We start from the raw sequence: 19,530 nt of genomic DNA, 5'->3' as shown, positions 1-19,530 counted from the left end.
GACAAGGGGAAATAAATAACAACTGTCAACTGTCAACTGTCAACTCCTAACTCCTAACTCCTAACTCCTAACTCCTAACTCCTAACTCCTCACTCCTCACTCTTATCCAGAATTGGGTTCTCCAAACAAAACCATTGAACAACTAATTTCTGAAAGCACTTTGCTAGTCACGTCGCTAACAGCTAATCCTCCAGCTGTACGACGGCGAAAGGAACGCAAGATTACCATATCATAAGCACTAGCTTGATTGATAATCACTTTTGCTACGTCATCTTGACGAATCGTTTGAATTAATACTTCTTTAGGAGATTTACTTTGATTCAGCAATGAAGAAAGTTCTGATTCAAATAAAGCAATTTCTTTATCAATAGTTTTTCGTGGACAGACTTGTAATAATGTAACTGCTGCTTCGTTAGTATCAGCAAAAAGTTGAGCAAATTGAATTACACGTAAAATTTGAGGAGTAATACTTCTCACAGGAACAAGGATACGATGAATGTTTATCGGTTTATCGAGTAAGCGCATCACCGCTACTGGACAATGAGCAGACCAAAAAACATTGTCGATAATATTACCAAATAAACGCGCTTGTAAGCTACTATTTGGACTCCACCCCATGACAATTAAATCAGCATTTTGTTCTCTTGCTGCACGACTAATTCCCCGTGCTAAATCATCATCAATCCGAATTAATGGTTGAGCTTGGGCTTGAAATTCTTCACTAATTGTTATCGCTTGTTGCAATAATAGCTTGCTTCGTTTAATGGAAACCTTTAATTCCGGTTCATCCATATAAACGTGTGCTTTCGGAATCGATAAAGGTACGACTATCCCTTTTTCATGATGAGCTAATAATGCCCCCATTTCAATTAAATATCTTGCAGTATTGGGGTTATAAATAGGCACTATTACTTTAAAAAGATTTTGATAAATAAAATTATCATTATTATTATCTAAATCCAAATCTACATCTTCTGCGTCTAGTTGATAATTTTGAGGATTTTTTGGTAAATTTGCTTGAGGTACGGTTAAATTACGTCCGAATTTTTCTGTTAATACCGGACCTAAAATAGCCGTAACTAACATTAAAACAATGACGGTATTAAATACTGAATCTGTAATAATTCCGGCATTTTTTCCTACTAGTGCAGCGGCTAAAGTTGCAGCTACTTGAGGTAAGGATAAAGACCACATTGTTAGGGTTTCATTCCAGTTATAGCCATAAAGTAATTTAGCTGTGAATGCTGCTAAAAATTTACTACTAATTAATGCACCGACAATCCCCAAGGTTAATAATAATTCGGAACTTAGACTAGATACAAAGCCTGATAAATTGATTAATAACCCCATATTTACAAAGAAAAAAGGAATAAATAAGGTACTTCCCACAAATTCTACTTTCTCTTCTACCGGGGAATGTCCCACTACATCATTTACCGCTAATCCTGCTAAGAATGCTCCGACAATTCTATCTACATTGACAATTTGCGCTCCTACTGAAGCTAAAAATACTGCTAATAAAACAAACAAAAATTGATTACTTTGTTCGTCTCCGGTACGACGAAAATACTCTTTTCCAGCCCAGTCAAAACCAACTAAAATTACTACTGAATAAATTGCCAGAATAGCTAATTGCATGACTACACTAGCAATCGAAAATTCACCAGCACTAATTGATACACAAATTGCAAGTACCAATAATGCCGCAATATCGGTAAAAATTGTTGCACCAATAGTTACTGTAACGGCTTGATTACTAGTGACTCCCAAACGGGTAATAATGGGAAAACCTAAGAGAGTATGAGAAGCCAGCAGAGAACCAATTAAAATTGAAGCATTCCAACCAAAATTAAAAAACCTTCCTACTGTCATCCCAAAAATTAGAGGAATTAAAAAAGTTGCAATTCCAAAACCCAAGGAACGATTTTTTGTTCTGCGAAAGTCTTCTAAGTCTATTTCTAAACCAGCAACAAACATGAGATAAATTTTACCAATGTCCGATAGCAACTTCATGTTTTCACTTTCTGCATTCAAGACTCCTAAACCATCAGGACCTAAAAATATTCCTGCTGTTAATAATCCCACTAATCCCGGAAGTCTTAAACGTTCAAAAATTGGCGGTACTATCAGAATTACGAGTAAAAGAATCGTAAAAGCGATTATAGGACTCTTTTGAATTTCTTGTAATATTTGTTCCATAATCAATAATTGATAATTCTAAGTTGTTTTTTGTTGATAATATATAGGTCTAATTATTTGTGAATTCTTTATTATTAGAATTTATCTATTAGTAGGGTGTGTTAAATACCTGTGTTAGTTTATGTACGTTTAACTCAAAATTAATGTTTTTGGTTTAATAATATTAATGTACAAAAGTCTAACTATTTTTTGTTCATTTATGACTATTTTTGCTCAATCGCGATAAAATCAATTAATTGTAACCTGAATTTGAGGATAATCACAGAAGTCGGGTTTTTACAATAAATCTGTGTAATACCACAAAGCAGTCATAAAAACCGACTTCTTACTCCCGATTCACTAGAAATTCTGTTTTTCGTGGGAATAGTCGCGATAAACCCATAAAAAAAGCCACCCTTGAGGTGACTTCGCTATTTGATAAAGCTGAAAAAGGTTTCAATTCTTAGCTAGCAGCATCTGCTTCTTCTACAGCAACTTTGGGTGTATTTTTAAATGCAAACCGTAAGAAAGGCGGTGCTAAAAACGTCGTTAAAATGACCATAATAATGATAGCTGCTTGCAAAGGTTTATCAAGTGCGCCGCTAGCTGCACCAATTCCGGCAAATACTAGCCCCACTTCACCCCGTGGAATCATTCCCACACCGATCGCTAAGCGATTAATTCCCGGTTTACCGAAGACTGCCCAACCCGTAATTACTTTACCAATAATCGCGACTACAATCAAAAATACCGCTAAAACTAAACCTTGACGATTTTCCGGAACTACAGGATTAAGGACGCTTAAATCAACTCTGGCTCCTACAGTTACGAAGAAAATTGGCACCAGTATATCTGCAATGGGAATTACTTGTTCGTCTAGTTCATTGCGCTTATCGGTTTCATCGAGAACTAAACCAGCCGCAAAAGCACCTAAAATTGCTTCTAAATGGATTGCATTGGCAAGAAAAGACATGAGTAATGCAAAGATAAATGCCGGAATAACTATGTTTCCTCTTGTTTTCAAGATTTCGGCACTCAGATTAAAAGCTTTATTGAAGAATTTACCGAGTAAAATCGAACCGAATAGAAAAACAGTGGCGCTGATAATCAGGTAAATTACATTTGAAATATCAACTTCACCAGTTTTGGCCAAACTTGCGACTACTGCTAAAACGATAATACCTAAAACATCATCAATTACCGCCGCACCGACAATAATTTGACCTTCTGCTGATTTAAGATATCCTAGCTCTGATAAAACTTTTGAAGTGATACCAATACTTGTTGCTGTTAAAGCTGCACCGGCGAAAACCGCTGGAATTGTCGGCACGTTAAAGAAAAACATCAAACCCGCAGTTCCAGCAACAAAAGGAGCAACTACTCCCACCACAGCTACAATTGCAGCTTGATAACCAACTTTTTGCAGTTCTCTCAAATCGGATTCCAAACCAATTTCAAACAGCAGGACAATTACACCTAATTCTGCCAAAATTGAAATTGCTTCGCTTTGACTAGCAAAAATTGACGCTACGGCTTCCGGGCTTGGTTGATCAAAAAATTGTAAAGCAGTCATTATTAGGGAATCGGAAGCACTCGCACCGCTTTCGGGAAACACGATCAAATTTAGTGCAGAAGCACCGACTACTACACCACCCACTAATTCACCCAAAACTGGGGGAAAGTCCAGCATTCTGGACAACTCACCACCTAATTTACTAGCAAGATAAATTACAACTAAACTCAGCAGTACCCCTGCAAGGACAATGGGAGCATTTTCAGCTTCGGCTGTTGCCAGTAGGTAATTTTCTGGCGCAATCAGTTCAAGTGGATAATTCATTGATGTATTAATTAATTTTCCGTTTCAAAGGTTTGCTCTGTTTGTTAAGGATAAGCAATTTCGATAATGGTTCTTATTAATTATCCTAATACGATTTGAGATTTCGGATTAAATAACTAGTCAAAAAGAAGTATTTAGCTATTTTTGAACACAAATGAAATCGCTGTATTTTATTACTGTTTGCTCTAGTAACTAAATAACTAAATAACTAAATAATTTATTTATTTATTTATTTATTTATTTTGTACAATTACTTAGCAACTTGATTTTAAATTAACTTTCTATTAATTAACCCTCGGCTTTTTTAAACTGAACCATACCATATTAAATCATATTTAATTAGGCTTACACAAAACTAATTTTACTAAGTAAGACACACCAAAGCCGCAATATAACCCTGGGTATTTGAATGCGGCTCGTCTGCGGTTTTCAATTCGATATTTATCCCAAGGCAGTTTCGTTGTATCCAGTGGTGGGATAATCTACGGTCATATCATCACTACGATAGCTGACTAAGCTCAAGGCTTGTTTTAATGCTTCCTCACGTTCCATGACTACATGATGGGGAGGTAACAGATTGAAGATTCCCAATTTTTGCAGTCTCTGCTTAATCTTGCCTTTAGCACCGACGATAAATACATGACGACCTTTATCAAGCGCATCTTTAATCATATTCTCTACTGCTAAAGAACTTGTAACACCGATGTGTGGCACGTCTGTCAAGTCCAAAATCAGCACATCGTGGTCTTTCATCGCGGTTTGTTCGCGAGCGATCGCTTTGGAAACTCCAAATATCATCGGTCCTTCGAGGTGGAATAACAACACGCGATTATTAGCTCGATCTAATAAGTCTTTTTCTACATCATTCAAGATAATTGCATCATCCGCGTCGGTAATCGTCTTCACTTCCTCAGAACGCAGGTTAGTTAAACGTTCAATGGTCAAAATATTGGCAACAAATACCCCTATACCAACCGCAACAATCAAGTCAACAAATACGGTAAGAATTATCACACCGTACATAATCAAAGCAGCTTTCGGCGATACCTTATGAGCGCGTTTGAGGAAGCTCCAATCGATAATATTTATACCTACTTTCAATGCAATAGCTGCTAATACCGCTAGAGGAATTACAGAAGTTAAAGGTGCAGCCCACAGAACTATGACTAATAAAATCAAGGCGCGAGTTAACCCAGAAAGCGCCGTGCGAGCGCCTGTTTGAATGTTAACAACCGTTCCCATTGTCGCACCAGCACCAGCAATACCGCCAAATAATCCAGAAGCAATATTACCTATACCTTGACCGATTAATTCTTTATTAGAATCATGCTCGGTGCGAGTTAAGCTATCGGCAACTACTGATGTGAGTAAGGCATCAATACAGCCCAACATACCCAACACCAAAGCGTCGATCAGCATGGTTTGGAATAGTCCTGCATCAAATGTAGGCGTTACGAATTGAGGTAAACCTGCTTTTATTTCACCAATTCTGCGGATACTTTCTACATTACCAAAGAATACAAGAGAAACAACTGTTCCTATAGCTAAAGCCGATAGCTGCGGGGGAATATACTTATTTATCTGCTTGGGAGAAAATACTAGAATGGCAATAGTTAACACAGCCAAAATAGTTTCAATCGGTTGAATATTTGCAATTAAGTTAGGTATATTTTGCACCGTACCAAGCACCCCACCCCCAGGACTTTTCTGTCCTAAAAACGGTGCTGTTTGCAAAATAATTAGAATTATCCCAATTCCCGACATGAAACCGGAAACCACCGTATAAGGCATTAAAGTAACGTATCTTCCCAACTTCAACACACCAAGGAGAATTTGAACTATCCCAGCCATTACCACTACGGTAAAGGCTAATGCTAATCCAGCGGTCCTATCCCCCCCCTGTGACGCTATCATCTGAGCAATAACCGAAGTCATTACCACTGTCATCGGTCCGGTGGGTTCGGAAATTAATGTCGGAGTACCGCCAAATAATGCTGCAAAAAAGCCGACTAAAACAGCACCATAAAGACCAGCAGCAGGTCCGGCACCGGATGCTACCCCGAAAGCTAGTGCCATCGGTAAGGCAATAATTGCAGCAGTCATCCCACCAAAGATGTCACCGCGCAGGTTTCTAAAATGGATCTGATTGGTTATTTGCATTGTAAAAACACCATGTTGTTTTGATTGTTTGAATTACTCATTTCGCTCCAATTTAAGCAAAAGTTTTCCCTACCTGCTCAAGCATCAAAACTTGACAAGCAATAATAGAAAATGCCATTATCAACGGCAAATATTCAGTTCACAAAAAGATTTCCCACGAGATTGACTACACCAATAAGTATTATCTTAGATAATAAAATTTATCATCCGTAATAATGCTTTTTATTGATGTTTTAGTTTGAGACCAGACCTTAATGCAGCAAATTACATTGCTAATTAGTCTATATTAATCATGGATTATTAGCTTTATGCTTTTTTAATGATTAGCATAGAGTTAAATCTATGAATCAATCGATTGCCATAACTAATAATACAACGTATGTGTAAAAAGTAAATCAATCAAAGTTTAATATTGCTGATAAAAGTTGAAGTTATGACTTATCAAAATATTGTTTATCAGTTATCTGCTTTATTTCTGATAAAGTTGTTGCTGCAAGGTTTGACGCATCACATCCACCGGAACAGTTTCCCGTTGCAGCCAAATCTTTAGAGCCGCAGCACCTTGTTGAACTAACATTTCTAAGCCGTCGATCGCAATTACACCTGTGGTTTGTGCATATTGTAAAAATTTCGTCGGACTAGGGGTATAGATTAAATCGTAAACAATTGCACCTTTTGGTAGATGCGCGAATAATGCTGGTTCCAACGGTGAATTTTCAATCTGCGGATACATTCCAATAGGAGTAGTATTAATTAACAAATTTGCTTGATCAATTATTTTTGGTAAAGCATCCCATTGATGAATTTGTAAATTAACGACTAACGGTGAATCTTGCCAACTGTCGCGGAATTCTTCTAACTTTTGTAAATTACGTCCCACCACATCAACCGATGCACAACCCAATTGAGTGCAACCTGCAACAACGGCTCTAGCAGCACCACCGTTACCCAAAACCACCGCTACAGTTTGACTCCAATCTCGATCTAATAATTGCAAAGGAGCAATAAAACCTTCGACATCAGTATTTGTGCCTATCCACCTGTGATTTTTACGAACAACCGTATTTACTGCACCCACAGCTTGAGCGATTGGTTCAATTTCTGAAAGTAAAGGTATTATTGCTTGTTTGTGGGGAATTGTAGCGTTAAATCCCACAACACCAATGGCTGCAAAACCATCGAGGGCTTTTGCTAAATTTTGCGGTTCGATGGGAAAGGGAAGATAAACATAATTTAATCCTAACTTGGCCAAAGCTGCATTATGCATCAACGGGGAAAGCGAATGTTCTACCGGATGTCCGATTACTCCAAGTAATTTAGTTGTACCTGTAATCATGAGTTCTTATTTGAGATTTTTTGGAAGAGTAGATTGCCCGGAAAGCGCAATGTACTAATAGCAGAGTTTTTCAAAAATTTTAATATAAATAACTACTACTATAGTTAGTATTAACTCATGAAATGTACGTATTAAATATAAATAGTTAAGATAGTCTAATTTCAAAAAAATCAAGGCTGTATTTTTTAAAATTAGATTTATTTATATTTCTAGTAGTTGATTATCACAATGGAAAACACATTATTCGATCAAATCTTCCGCGATAGTAACGGTAATATTGTTATCGCTCAACCACCAAATCTACCGATTATTGTTTGGGGTGTAGCTAGTTTACTCAAACTCGTTTTTACCCAGGGTGATATTAATACAGGGTTAGATGTACTCGCTTTCGGCTGTATATTTACCTGGGCTTGGGAAGAATTATTCCAAGGAGTTAATTATTTTCGTCGGGGATTAGGTTTAGTTGCTCTAATTGGGGTGATTGGTACGAGGATTTTAACACTCACAACTAACACATTTTAAAACCCCTAACCTCTAACCTTTAACCTCTAACCTTTCTACATTATTTTATGTTTGTAAATCTTCCAACTTAACTTGTTTCCCTTTCTCGTCAGTTCGATAAACCAACTCCCGTTGTCCGTCGGTAACTACAACTTTCCAACCAGGAACTATTACTTGAGCGCAAAGTTGATCAGCTTCGGCTAAACCCAAACAACTATCTCCCCAATTTTGTTTTTCTACTTGAGTTATCCGTAGTGATGCGACAGGTTTACTGACACGCTTTGTGGCATCAGATAATACTGCGCTTTTTACTGCTGGGGGTAATTCATTTACAGTTGAATTATCTGTTGGAGAAGGTGTTTGAGTTATTTCAATTTCTGGAGAAGTTGTTTGATTATTAGTACAGGAAGTTGTAGAAAATACTAATAAGCAGATAATACAAATCAGTGTAATTTTACGAAGTAAATTTAACCAAGTATATTTCATTTTAATTTTTTAGAACTATAGCAGTCCTAAATGATTTGTGAATTATAGGTAGTGCCTTGGCGCAGCCTGCCCCGAAGGGGCATACATCTTGCTCGCTTGTAATCAGCATCTTGCTCCCTTGTAGTGCGAGCATCTTGCTCGCTTGTAATCAGCATCTTGCTCGCTTGTAGTAATCAGCGAATTTGCATAATATCTGCCTTACCACTTGGCTATGTCCTAGTGAGCAAGATGCTCACACTACTATTCTAAAATACTAATAACTATTGTTCAGATCCCCGACTTGTTGAAGAAGTCGGCGATCTAAATTCTCATATATGATTAGACATCTCCGATAAAGAATGTCGAGACGCAAGGGTTCGCGTCTCTACAAGGGTTTCGGTTAACACATATTTCATTTCCGGAGATGTCTATTTAGGATTGCTATATTTCCTGGTTTATGATGCATTCACGCGCTTAATATTTTATTTATAAACACGCTCTTAGAAATTCCTCTAACTGCATAAGTTGATTTTGCTTGCACCTATATTGACCATAATAGGTAATCCCTCTGCTTTAAACCAAAATCACCTTAATCTAGGAGAGCAAATGCCAAATATTTACGCTTTACTTGTTGGTATTAATGAATATCATCCCCAATCGGGAGTGACTTCGCTAACGGGTTGTGTTAATGATATTGAAGCAATTGAATCATATTTACACAACCGAATTACTACTGATAATGATTGTAAATTAGTTACAAAGAAATTAACTAATAATTTAGCAACACGTCAAGGGATTATCGATGGGTTTTCACAACATCTAAGCCAAGCTCGGAGCGAAGATGTTGTATTGTTTTATTATGCCGGTCATGGTTCTTATGAGCCAGCACCAGAAGTGTTTTTAAAGCAAGAACGAGATGGTAAAATTGAAACTTTAGTTTGCTACGATAGCCGTACATCAGGAGTTCGAGACTTAGCTGATAAGGAATTAAATTATTTAATTGAGCAAGTCGCCAAAAATAACCCTCATATCCTAATTATATTGGATTCTTGTCACTCCGGGACTGCTACAAGAGAGCCAGATGTTATCGAACGTCAAACAAATACTGATGGAAATGTAAGAGATTTAAAAGACTTTCTTTTTGACCAAGAATGGGTTAATCGCCGTTTAAGCGCTGGTTATCAACGACCTAGACACGTTCTAATTTCTGCTTGTCGTGACTTTCAAACTGCGAAAGAGACAGGTTTAAATAATCAACGTCGTGGCGCTTTTTCTTACTTTCTAACAGAAGCTTTAGAGCGGACTAATGGTAGTTTATCCTATGCCAATTTAGTTCAAGATATTAATGCTTTAATAACTGGTAAAGTTAAAGACCAGTCACCACAAATAGAAGCGCAATCGGATGATTTAATTCAACCTTTCTTAGGAGGTGCAGCAGGGGAACGGATAAATTATTTTAGCTTGATTTATGACGAAAAAAACCATCGTAACTGGGTAATTAACGGTGGTCTTTTACATGGTATTCGTCCTGAAGGAAAGACTTCTCTGGCGATTTTTGCTCAAGGAACTACGCTAGAAGATTTACAAAAAATTGACACCGCAATTTGTAAAGCTGAAGTTACTCAAGTGATGACGGAAGCTAGTAAAGTGCAATTGTTTGATGAGAAAATCAAGTTATCTCAGCAAGAAGCTTATTGGGCTGTTGTCAGCGATGTTCCTTTACCAAATTTGAAAGTATTTTTTACAGGTGATGATGCAGGAAAAGCAATTGCTCTTGAAGTATTTAAGCAAGGTGATAATAAGTTTGTAGCACAAGCGGATTCAGAAGAGAAAGCTGATTATTATTTAGAAGCTATTGAAGGTCAATTTTGGATTAAGCAACCAAGCGATAAAAAGCCGTTAGTTGCACCTGTTCCAGAAGTAAGGAATACCCAAGGGTACACAGCAAAAGATGCAGAAACAATTATCAAGCGTTTAGAGCATATTGCACGTTGGAAGAATATTCTCGAATTGAAAACTCCACCTACTAGTCAAATAAAAGTTGGTGATGTGGAGATGGAATTGATTGTTACTTCTGAAAATAATTCATTTTCTTCAAAACAAGGAATATCCCCTTTAATAGCAGAGTATATCTTTGAAAATAATCAATTCAGTAACCCAGAAGTAAAAATTAAGGTAATCAATAATAGTGACAAAGATGTTTATTTCCAGGTATTGGAATTAGCAGGAGATTACGAAATACAAGTTGCGGAGTTTTTTGAGGAAAGGGGTAGTATCAAATTACCTGCAAAACCGAATCAAGGTGAAAGTATTGCAGAAGGTGATCAACTAGAATGTTTCATTCCTGATAATTATTTAAATAATGGAATCAGGAATTACGATAACATTTATAAGTTAATTGTCAGTAATAGAGAATTTGATGCAAGTTTACTCCAACAACCAGGATTAGATAATCCTCCTCCAGTAAATCGCTCTACAAATTTATCTGGTACTCTTAACCGCTTGATGGATGGTGTTTATACTCGTCAATCCAAAAGAAAAATAGATAAGTACATTGATAACTGGATGACTCAGGAAGTTAAAGTGACTTTGATAAAACCACCCGGTGGAGTAGAAATAAAGCAATCTGAGTCTACCAATTTATTACCTGGTGTCGAACTACAATCACATCCAAATTTGAAAGGTAAATTTAGCATTAATCCTTTACCTCCCAGCAGTCGAGATGTTAATAGTAATTTAATTCCACCAATTTTATTACCAGAGCAAACCGTTCTTTTACGAGATGGAAAAAGACAGCCGGAACCATACAATTTTAATATGACTCGCGGTGGTGGTGGTAATTTGAGTATTCTTGAAATTGTAGATATCGAAAATCACGAAAGTGTTACCCCAGAAAATCCGATAAAATTATTGGTTGGTAAGCCATTAGCACCAGACGAATATATCTTACCAGTTGCTAATGATGGGGAATTTTTCTTACCTTTAGGTAAAGCTAAGACGATAAATGATAAAACAGAAATTACCCTAGAGCGTTTACCCGAACCAACTGTGGATAGTCGCAGTTTACAAGGTTCAATTAAGATATTATTCCAGAAAGTTTTTTATGAAAGTGCTGGTAAGCAATTGGGTATGAATTCCCCTTGTCCACTTTTAAGAATTACCAATGTCTCTGAAAGTGGAAGAGTCACATATAATGGTAACGACCAGGAAATTAAAACTAAAGTTGCCTCAGCCAATAAAATTCTACTTTATATTCACGGTATTATTGGCGATACAGAAAGTTTACTACCTAGTATCAAATCGGCAAAGTTTGTAGAAGCTGGAATAGAAAAAAATCTAGAGGATAAATATGATCTAATTCTGGCTTTTGATTACGAAAATATCAACACCACAATTCAAGAAAATGCCAAACTACTCAAGCAAAGATTAGAGTCAGTTGGAATAAGTGCAAATCACGGCAAACAATTAGATATCGTTGCTCATTCAATGGGTGGTTTAGTTTCTCGTACCTTTATTGAAGTAGAAGGTGGTAATCAAATTGTTCAACATTTGGTGATGTTGGGTACACCTAATGCTGGCTCTCCTTGGCCTAAAATTCAAGATTGGGCTTTTACTGCTCTTGGTATCGGATTAAATCAACTTTCTACCGTTGCTTGGGGAACAAATGTTATTGCCGGATTGCTGGCATTTTTGGAAGCTAATGATAAGGCTTCCGAGCAAATGAAATACCAAAGCGATTTTATCCAAAGTATCGCTAAAAATCCTGACCCCAATGTGCAGTATACGATAATCGCTGGCGATCGCACTATTCGTCCTGAAGCATTAGAAGTCGTCGGAGGAAATTCGAGTAAAATACAGCGAATGATGGGGAAATTGTTTGGTAGTGCTGTAGATAATGTTGTAGATAAAGTGTTTTTCCAACAGCCCAATGATATCGCTGTGACGTTGGAAAGCATTAAAAGCGTTAGTTTAGAGCGAAATCCTCAGCCAAGAATTATATCACCAGTTGGTTGTGACCATCTTACCTATTTTACTAGTCAAGCTGGTTTAGATGCTTTAGTTAAAGCGCTGGGTGATAAATAATTTGTAGGGTTTTCATTGCACAACCGACGGGGAATGTAATTCCCCGTCTAATAGTAAAAGTCCTATGAATAGGACTAAAGTATTACGTTATTTGTATATAATCTATTAAAATTTAAATAAATTGTAATTCAATTATCGAGATGCCATTAACAGATAATCAATGTGAAAAATTACACGAAGCTATATTAGATTTATATCCATATGAACAAAAAGATGCTTTAGAAAGTTTGTTAAGTGAAAAACATAATATCAATCTTGAATATATACTTGCTTATTCAGATATTATCACAAAAGATAAATTATCTAAAAATATACATACAAATAATAATCAACAGATAAAAGAAAAAATTAAAATATTAATTTTGAAAATACCTGCAAAAGATTTGAATTTAGATAAAGAAATCTATGAGCTTAAAAAAGCTATAAGAGAATCTAAGAATCGCGATTTATTGAGTATTAGGGATGAAACTGTATATTCTACTGATGATATTCGTTATTATGTTGGAAATGAAAATCCACAGATTGTTCATTTTTGTGGTCACGGTTTGACAGATGGTAGTTTAAAGTTAGAAAACAATAGTAGCTCAGGAATTTCACTAGAATTTTTAAAATCAATTTTTCAGGGACGTGAAAATAATATTAAATGTGTCTTGCTTAATGCTTGTCATTCAGAAAAAGCGACTTTAGCTATTAGTCAGCATATTAATTATGTCATTGGCATGAATAATGAGATAATCGATAATGTGGCTATTGAGTTTGCTAAGGGTTTTTATGATGGCTTAGGATATAACAATGATAATAATGCATATTTAATGGCTTTTAATGAAGGAATAAGAGCTATTATTGCAAAAAATATTTCCCAAAAATCAATACCTGTTTTAAGAAGAAGGATAAGTTACAAGGAAGCAATTTTAAATTTGATTAAAAAACTTGATGCTGAAAATAAAATAGAAGAGTTTATCAATGAATTGAAAAATATTAATCCGACAAACGTTTTATTATATAATTTCATAAGCTATTATAATCACCCTTTAAAAAATGAGTTGAATACATTTCGGGAAATTATTCAAAAAATTACCGATGATTCTGCTATTCAAGCTGCTTATAAAAAGATATTTCCTGATGACATAAAATCAGATAAAAACAAAATAATTGATAAATTAATAGGAAATGATGTTAACAATAGTGAAATAATATCGATTATAAAATTTGCAAATCATTTAACTGCAATTTTAAAAATAAAGAACAAATCTAAGTCTGAAGAAATCCAAGATTGGCTTGATACAATTTGCAATGAATTCAAAGTTGGAGTTATTGATAGTGATGAAGATGAATTTAGTTCGGGAAAAATTTATACTTATTTATTGATAACAGTTGATGATCAAGGTAGTGATAAATTTAATCTATATGCCGAATATATTTTAGAAGATGAAAATTCAACTATAATTAAGCAAGAAGCTCTAAATTTACTAGACCATAATGAACAAAATGGAATTAGATGCAATTCATTTAATCAAATTTCCAATCAAGTCAAAAAATATCACGATCAATTATATAATCAGCTTTCACCCAATGAATTAAAGGATATAAGAATAGAATTATTTTTACCGATTCAGTATCTGACACAAAATTTAGACAAAGAATGGTATTGTGATGATGACTTTGGTGGTAGTACTCCAATTGTCCGAGAATGTAATATAATAGTTCGTCCAGGCAATCGTATCCAAAAGAAAAATTTCTTAATTCCACTTCATAATAATTTTGAACGTTTCAAAAAACAATTAAGCCAATATTCTGACGAAGATATTCTGAACGAAGAAATTGAAATTATTAATCAAAAAGTTGACCAGAAAAATTTTCAGAAGATATCCGATAATTTCAAAGATAAAAAAATTGGTATCAAACTAACTCATAAAGATATACCAGATATAGCTTTTTTTCAAGCTATGATACGTGGAGCAGCAGCTATCGCTTTTTGGATAAAAGATGCAAGTTGTAATGATAAGAATTTCGATGATATGGATAATTACCTAAAATTACATTTTTTTCAGAATAATTTTTGTAATTTAATTAAAGAAATCCACAATGATCGCAAAACAGCTTCTAATGATGAACAAATTTATTCTATAGGCTTTTTATGTGATAATCCATATCGCGTACCGCATATTAAACCTTTACAATCATTTTAAATTGCTAACAAAAATCGCAGAATTATGACAAACTGGCAACTATTTTACGGTGACGGCAAAACACATCACAATATTAATATCAAAGATAATTTCCCCCCTCCTCCTCCTTGGAGAAAATTTCACGAAATTAAGGATGGAGATGAAAAAAAAGAAGTTGAACAACGCTGGAATGATATTCAAGAATTAGCAAAATCCGAAGAAAACAAGCGAGGTAGAGAAAGAGGTCAAAATTTCCGCATTGATATTGATGTGGATAAAACATCCGGTAAAGAAAAAATCACCGCAGCTGGGTTAGAAGTTCTTAACGCTGTCAATGCTGCTATATATTTGAGAAGACCTCTTTTGATAACGGGAAATCCCGGTTCTGGAAAAACTTCTTTAGCTTATGCGATCGCCTATGAATTAAATTTAGGTTCTGTTCTCACTTGGGCTATTACTGCACGTTCGACGCTACTTGATGGGCTTTATCGTTATGATGCCATTGGTAGATTACAAGATCCAGAGAAAAAAGAAGACCAATCTATCGGTGATTATATTACTTTAGGTGCTTTGGGAACAGCTTTTTTACCTTCACAATTACCCAGAGTTTTATTGATTGATGAAATTGATAAAAGCGATATTAATTTACCTAACGATTTATTGCATATTTTTGAAGAAGGTGCTTTTCGGATTCCAGAATTAGTTCGTAGAGTTAAAGATACTGGAAAAGAGACTAACGCTGAAAAAGTTTTTACCGCAGATGGAGAAATTAAAGCGACAATTCGTCGGGGGATAGTGCGTTGTGCTGAGTTCCCAATTGTGATAATGACTAGTAATGGCGAACGGGAATTTCCACCTGCTTTTTTACGACGGTGTTTGCGAGTAATAATGCCAGATCCAAAAGGGGAAGCTCTCAAAAATATTGTTAAAGCTCATTTTGGGGAAGCAGCATTTAAAGAAAGTAAAATAACCGATCTAATTGACGCTTTTACAGAAAAACAAGAAGATGGCGATCGCGCAACTGACCAATTATTAAACGCTGTACATTTACTTACAAATCATATCAGCCTTGATGCTTTGGATGATAAAGACGGGTTAAGGGATTTATTGTTCAAGAGTTTGTCTATTAGTGAGTAACTTTAGGAGTTAAGAGAATTTAGATCCCCGACTACAAACTAATGATGTTGGGCTTCGTTCCTCAACCCAACCTACAAACTACAAACTACAAACTACAAACTAATGATGTTGGGCTTCGTTCCTCAACCCAACCTACAAACTATTAGTGAGTAACTTTAGGAGTTAAGAGAATTTAGATCCCCGACTACAAACTAATGATGTTGGGCTTCGTTCCTCAACCCAACCTACAAACTACAAACTACAAACTACAAACTACAAACTAATGATGTTGGGCTTCGTTCCTCAACCCAACCTACAAACTACAAACTTAGTAGTAGGTTGGGTTAGACGCACGACAAGTTTTAAAATTAACCAATTAATTAATATTGCGTCGTAACCCAACATCAGTATTTTAATAGTCATTACGAACTAGATTCGGACGGACACAAATGCACTTCCCACTTCCAGGCTTGAGACTGGGAAGCAATCCCAACTCACTGCGATTGCTTCTCTACGAGACGCTACGCGAACCTGCGCTTACGCACACGCTTTGCTCGCAATGACAAATAGGCAGGTAATATTATCAAAGAGGTTTTGGAAAACGGGTGTAAACAATGAGCGATGAACCATCATCAAAATTTGAAAAACTGATCGCTACCCTAGGAGAAAAATTAGAACTCACGGGTAGGGAAATCTCTGATATTTTATGGTTAGCGCAGCAATATCAAACTACCACAGACAAAACTTCTCATACCCCTGTAGAAAAAGAGTCACCAACATCAGATAAAATATCCGCAGAAAAAAATACTACCCCACGAGACACCCCAGCAACTCCTGTTACTCCACCACCACCATCAGAACCACAAATTCCAGTTTACGCTCAATCCAGTCGCTCTACTTCTAGTACTACCTTTGGTAAAACCCTTGAGATTAAAGTCCCCGATGCACCAGGGTTGCGCGAACCTTTAAAATTAGCAAGAGCAATACGTCCTTTAATTCAAAAAATTGACTCAGAGACAGAAGTAATCTTAGACGAAGCAGCCACCGCTAATCGTATCGCTAAAGAAGGCATTCGCATTCCTGTTTTTCAACCCGCTCAAGAGCCAGCATTTGATTTGATGTTGGTGGTTGACGAAAGTAGTACGATGATTTTTTGGCGGAAAACTATCCAAGAATTACAAAAACTCTTGGAAGTACAAGGTGCTTTTCGAGATGTGCAAGTTTGGGGACTATTAACTAATAAAGAAGAAAATATCTATCTACAACGGGGAATAGGTAAAACCGCTCGCAAACATCGTCACTATCACCCCCGCTCCCTTGTCGATCCTAGCGGTAAGCGTTTAATTTTGGTAGCGAGCGATTGCATTGCGGATATTTGGCATAATGGTAAAGCTTTTGCAATGCTCAAAGTTTGGACAAAAAATCATCCCGTTGCCATTATCCAGATGTTACCTCAATGGCTGTGGCAACGCACGGGATTGAGTTTAGGAGCAAAAGTCCAATTTTCCAGCTTAACCCCCAGAATCCCTAACCAAGATTTATTAATTAAAAAAATATTGCTCTGGGATGATATTGATTTTGCGACGGGAACCAAAATTCCTATATTCACCCTACAAGAAGAATCCGCAAGAACTTGGAGCAAAATGATTGGGGGGAGAAGTGACGCTCATGTCACCGGATTTGTTTTCCCCAAGGATTTTACACCTTTTACAATACCTGAAGAAGATTCTCCATCTCCAGAAATAGAAACAACAGCAGAAATAACCTCCAACTTCCGTCGCACAGCTTCCCCAATAGCCCGAAAACTAGCCAGCTTATTATCTGCTGCACCTATCATTACCTTACCAATTGTGCGGATAATTCAAAAACAAATGCTCAAACAATCCCAACAAGTACACGTTGCGGAAGTCTTTTTAGGTGGGATAATCAAACGGAAACAAGAAATCGAAATTACATCAGAAACAAACCCAGACGACATCGAATTTGATTTTATTAGCGAAGAAGTCCGAAACAGTTTCCTTGATGCTGCTCCCGTTAGCGACTCCTTAGAAATTATTGAAGCGATTTCCAAACACTTCGCGAAGAACCTCGATAAAACCCTTTCAGAATTTAATGCTTTGTTGAGAGAACCACAAAAGGTAACCGATAAAAAGAACGATGAAAATAACGATAAAAAGATAGAAAACAATAAAAATATAGAAGATATTAAACCTTTTGCGTTGCTGAGTGCAAAAATTTTAAAACGCTTGGGAGGTGCTTACATTGAGTTTGCAGAAGAAATTGAGCGAAATTGGCAGAGCATCAACACCGAAACAATCCCGTTAACTCCTTTTAACTTCGAGGTAGTCACCGTCAACCGTCGCGGTGAAGAAACCAAGCGAGAACCCAAAACCGCGAAATACTTCACCGAAAATATACTCCCCTCTCCTATCGCAAGGAGAGGGGCTGGGGGTGAGGTCATATTAGAAATGGTTTACATCCCCGGTGGTACATTTATGATGGGTTCCCCAGAAGGGGAAGGAAGTGACGACGAAAAACCCCAACATGAAGTCACAGTTCCAGCCTTCTTCATGGGTAAATACCAAATTACACAAGAACAATGGTATTCTGTTGCTAATTTACCCCAAATTGAAAGAGAATTAAAACCAGAGCCATCAAATTTCAAAGGAGAAGAAAATCAAAAAAATAATCTTCCCGTAGAGGAAGTTTCATGGTATGATGCAGAAGAGTTTTGCAAACGCCTATCCCAGCATACAGGGAAACAATACCGCCTGCCTTCTGAAGCAGAATGGGAATACGCTTGTCGTGCTGGTACTATTACACCGTTTCACTTTGGTGAAACAATTACTGGTGAATTAGCAAATTATGATGCCAGTCGTACTTTTGCTGATGAATCCGAAAGAGAATACCGAAAAAAAACCACCTCAGTAGATCAATTTTCCCCGAATGCTTTTGGCTTGCATGATATGCATGGGAATGTTTGGGAATGGTGTAATGACACTTGGCATAATAATTATGAAAGTGCGCCAAATGATGGTGGTTCATGGATAGATGATAATGATGAGACGCGTGTGCTGCGCGGTGGTTCGTGGACCTCAATCCTGCTTCTTGCCGTTCTGCCGACCGCTACGACAGCGACCCGGTCAACCATAACGACACCTACGGTTTTCGGGTGGTGTGCGGTGTTGCGCCGAGGACTCAGTAGCCCTTTGCACTATAGCCCTTTTGCCCTCTGCTCTTTTATTCTTTACCCTTTTCAAGCGTAGTGGAACGGAGCGATCAAAATTTTTTTTTGTAAATTGAGTTTTGCGGTTTTTACTTTTTGCCAGTTTTAGGATTGTTCCTGTTATTGTTTAATATAACATATTTAGTATAACGAGAGCAAGAATATATTTTTAGGGTGCGTTATGGCGAGGCAAAGATTTGAGAGGAACGGATAATATCAGGTTCGTTTAATTACTTATAAAACAATGAAACGTCATTGCGTTCGCGTAAGCAATGACAACTGTTTATCCGAACATGATATAATCCAATACGGTTCAGTTAAGGAAAATTGTTTGTTGGGTTGTGCCTTCGGCACACCTACGGTGAACGTTCCTCAACCCAACCTACATATATCAAGATTTTTGGCTTTAACTGAACCGTATTGTGATATAATTAAAAATTTGCCGTAACGCACCAGAAAA

The 19,530-nt window shown here is 36.6% G+C and carries 10 protein-coding genes; 5 read left to right on the top strand and 5 right to left on the bottom strand.

The window, feature by feature from the left end:
- Nucleotides 1-102 precede the first annotated feature (102 nt).
- The 4 genes from IQ247_RS25135 to IQ247_RS25120 all read right to left on the bottom strand — a co-directional run bounded on the left by IQ247_RS25135 (nucleotide 103) and on the right by IQ247_RS25120 (nucleotide 7,511).
- A complete protein-coding gene (locus tag IQ247_RS25135) occupies nucleotides 103-2,199 on the bottom strand; it encodes a cation:proton antiporter (RefSeq protein ID WP_193924143.1) in 2,097 nt (698 codons plus the stop codon).
- 442 nt (nucleotides 2,200-2,641) lie between these two features.
- Nucleotides 2,642-4,015 (bottom strand): cation:proton antiporter, encoded by a 1,374-nt coding sequence (locus IQ247_RS25130; protein ID WP_193924141.1) that lies wholly within the window; start codon nucleotides 4,013-4,015, stop codon nucleotides 2,642-2,644.
- A 441-nt stretch (nucleotides 4,016-4,456) separates the two neighbouring features.
- The gene (bicA, locus tag IQ247_RS25125) at nucleotides 4,457-6,175 is read right to left on the bottom strand and encodes a bicarbonate transporter BicA (RefSeq protein ID WP_193924140.1); all 1,719 of its coding nucleotides are present in this window, start codon (nucleotides 6,173-6,175) and stop codon (nucleotides 4,457-4,459) included.
- Nucleotides 6,176-6,644: 469 nt separating this feature from the next.
- Nucleotides 6,645-7,511, bottom strand: coding sequence for a shikimate dehydrogenase (locus IQ247_RS25120; protein WP_193924139.1), 867 nt, complete (start codon nucleotides 7,509-7,511; stop codon nucleotides 6,645-6,647).
- Between the two features lie 228 nt (nucleotides 7,512-7,739).
- Here IQ247_RS25120 and IQ247_RS25115 point away from each other — a divergent pair, with 228 nt between their 5' ends.
- A complete protein-coding gene (locus IQ247_RS25115; protein ID WP_193924137.1) occupies nucleotides 7,740-8,033 on the top strand; it encodes a hypothetical protein in 294 nt (97 codons plus the stop codon).
- Nucleotides 8,034-8,078: 45 nt separating this feature from the next.
- Here IQ247_RS25115 and IQ247_RS25110 read toward each other — a convergent pair whose 3' ends face one another.
- On the bottom strand, nucleotides 8,079-8,498 hold the full coding sequence (locus tag IQ247_RS25110; protein WP_193924135.1) for a DUF8738 domain-containing protein: 420 nt from the start codon (nucleotides 8,496-8,498) through the stop codon (nucleotides 8,079-8,081).
- 585 nt (nucleotides 8,499-9,083) lie between these two features.
- Between IQ247_RS25110 and IQ247_RS25105 the strand changes: the two genes are divergently transcribed.
- The 4 genes from IQ247_RS25105 (at nucleotide 9,084) to IQ247_RS33440 (ending at nucleotide 19,110) form a co-directional block, all read left to right on the top strand.
- Entirely contained in the window at nucleotides 9,084-12,560 is a 3,477-nt protein-coding gene (locus IQ247_RS25105; protein WP_193924133.1) for a DUF7379 domain-containing protein, read from the top strand.
- Nucleotides 12,561-12,700: 140 nt separating this feature from the next.
- Nucleotides 12,701-14,749, top strand: a complete 2,049-nt coding sequence (locus IQ247_RS25100) for a VMAP-C domain-containing protein (RefSeq protein ID WP_193924131.1) — start codon at nucleotides 12,701-12,703, stop codon at nucleotides 14,747-14,749.
- A 24-nt stretch (nucleotides 14,750-14,773) separates the two neighbouring features.
- Complete coding sequence (locus IQ247_RS25095; protein WP_193924129.1) at nucleotides 14,774-15,865, top strand: AAA family ATPase; 1,092 nt, start codon at nucleotides 14,774-14,776, stop codon at nucleotides 15,863-15,865.
- A gap of 593 nt (nucleotides 15,866-16,458) precedes the next feature.
- Nucleotides 16,459-19,110: an SAV_2336 N-terminal domain-related protein gene (locus tag IQ247_RS33440; protein WP_322745572.1), complete on the top strand. Its 2,652-nt coding sequence runs from the start codon at nucleotides 16,459-16,461 to the stop codon at nucleotides 19,108-19,110.
- The last annotated feature ends 420 nt before the right edge of the window (nucleotides 19,111-19,530 follow it).

The organism is Plectonema cf. radiosum LEGE 06105 (assembly GCF_015207665.1).
In the GTDB taxonomy this organism is placed as follows: Bacteria; Cyanobacteriota; Cyanobacteriia; order Cyanobacteriales; family Nostocaceae; genus Rivularia; species Rivularia radiosa_A.
Note: the sequence above shows the minus strand (reverse complement) of the source record. Positions and strands in the feature narration are given on the sequence as shown.

Excerpts from the sequence above, each read along its gene's own strand:
- IQ247_RS25135 (WP_193924143.1), bottom strand. The coding sequence starts at position 2,199 with ATGGAACAAATATTACAAGAAATTCAAAAGAGTCCTATAATCGCTTTT.
- IQ247_RS25130 (WP_193924141.1), bottom strand. The coding sequence starts at position 4,015 with ATGAATTATCCACTTGAACTGATTGCGCCAGAAAATTACCTACTGGCA.
- bicA (WP_193924140.1), bottom strand. The coding sequence starts at position 6,175 with ATGCAAATAACCAATCAGATCCATTTTAGAAACCTGCGCGGTGACATC.
- IQ247_RS25120 (WP_193924139.1), bottom strand. The coding sequence starts at position 7,511 with ATGATTACAGGTACAACTAAATTACTTGGAGTAATCGGACATCCGGTA.
- IQ247_RS25115 (WP_193924137.1), top strand. The coding sequence starts at position 7,740 with ATGGAAAACACATTATTCGATCAAATCTTCCGCGATAGTAACGGTAAT.
- IQ247_RS25110 (WP_193924135.1), bottom strand. The coding sequence starts at position 8,498 with ATGAAATATACTTGGTTAAATTTACTTCGTAAAATTACACTGATTTGT.
- IQ247_RS25105 (WP_193924133.1), top strand. The coding sequence starts at position 9,084 with ATGCCAAATATTTACGCTTTACTTGTTGGTATTAATGAATATCATCCC.
- IQ247_RS25100 (WP_193924131.1), top strand. The coding sequence starts at position 12,701 with ATGCCATTAACAGATAATCAATGTGAAAAATTACACGAAGCTATATTA.
- IQ247_RS25095 (WP_193924129.1), top strand. The coding sequence starts at position 14,774 with ATGACAAACTGGCAACTATTTTACGGTGACGGCAAAACACATCACAAT.
- IQ247_RS33440 (WP_322745572.1), top strand. The coding sequence starts at position 16,459 with ATGAGCGATGAACCATCATCAAAATTTGAAAAACTGATCGCTACCCTA.